Source organism: Actinomadura rubrisoli, from assembly GCF_004349215.1.
Lineage (GTDB): Bacteria > Actinomycetota > Actinomycetes > Streptosporangiales > Streptosporangiaceae > Spirillospora > Spirillospora rubrisoli.
This window is the reverse complement of sequence record NZ_SMKU01000731.1, coordinates 1-1,060: the sequence shown is the minus strand read 5'-3', so window position 1 is coordinate 1,060 and position 1,060 is coordinate 1. Positions and strand designations below refer to the sequence as shown.

Below are 1,060 nucleotides of genomic sequence, written 5' to 3'. Positions count from 1 at the left end.
CCCAGGGACGGCGCACGGTGGTTCACAGGCCGCACGGGTTCATTCGCGAAACCGGGCGCGGCGGATCAGAGGTCGTCGCGTTCGCGGGGCGCCGACTCCAGGTCCGCCGGGGACGGACGCACGACCGGCGCCGACGGCAGCGGCGGGGGAGTGCCGCCGAACTGCGGGCACCGCTGCTTGTGATCGCACCAGTCGCACAACCGGCTCGTCCGCGGCCGCCACTCACCGGTGTCCATCGCCCGCCGGATCGCCTGCCACAGCGCCTCCACCTTGCGCTCGGTCGCCCGCAGATCCGCCTCATCGGGCTCGTACCGCAGCACCTCGCCATTGCCGAGATACATCAACTGCAGCAACCGCGGAACCCGCCCCTGAAGCCGCCACAGCACCAGCGCGTAGAACTTCATCTGGAACAACGCCCGCGCCTCGAAATCCGCCCGCGGCGCCGTCCCCGTCTTGTAGTCCACGATCCGGACATCACCGCTCGGCGCCACATCCACCCGGTCGATGTACCCCCGCAGCTTCAGCCCCGACGCCAGCACCGTCTCCACGAACAGCTCCCGCTCCGCCGGCTCCAGCCGCCGCGGATCCTCCAGCGTGAAATAGCGCTCCACCATCCGCCGCGCCTGCTCCAGCCACTCCGCCCGCTCCGACTCCCCGCCCTCGCCCGCGAACAGCTCCGCCAGCTCCGGCTCGGCCTCCAGCAGCCGCTCCCACTGCGGATCCAGCATCTCCAGCGCCGCCCCCACCGTCCGCCCCGCCGTCGGCAGGTCGTACAGCCGCTCCAGCACCGCGTGCACCAGCGTCCCCCGCGCCGCCGCCGCGCTCGGCTTCTCCGGCAGCTTGTCGATCACCCGGAACCGGTACAGCAGCGGGCACGTCATGAAGTCCCCCGCCCGCGACGGCGACAGCGACCCGACTACTTCGACCGCCGCGACCGCCGCGTCGGACCCGCCCTCCGAGCCGCCGGGACCCTCCATGGACGGAACTGTCGCCTCACTGCCGGCCTCGGTGGTCGTCATGGCACAGCAGCGTAGGCGACACCCCCGACGAAATCCCGCAC

The 1,060-nt window shown here is 72.1% G+C and carries 1 protein-coding gene; it reads right to left on the bottom strand.

The features are described from left to right. Window positions 1–65: 65 nt before the first annotated feature. Complete coding sequence (locus E1298_RS47160) at window positions 66–1,019, bottom strand: RecB family exonuclease (RefSeq protein WP_424923251.1); 954 nt, start codon at window positions 1,017–1,019, stop codon at window positions 66–68. Window positions 1,020–1,060: the final 41 nt, after the last annotated feature.

Coding starts and splice junctions, on each gene's coding strand:
- E1298_RS47160 (WP_424923251.1), bottom strand. CDS start 1,019: ATGACGACCACCGAGGCCGGCAGTGAGGCGACAGTTCCGTCCATGGAG.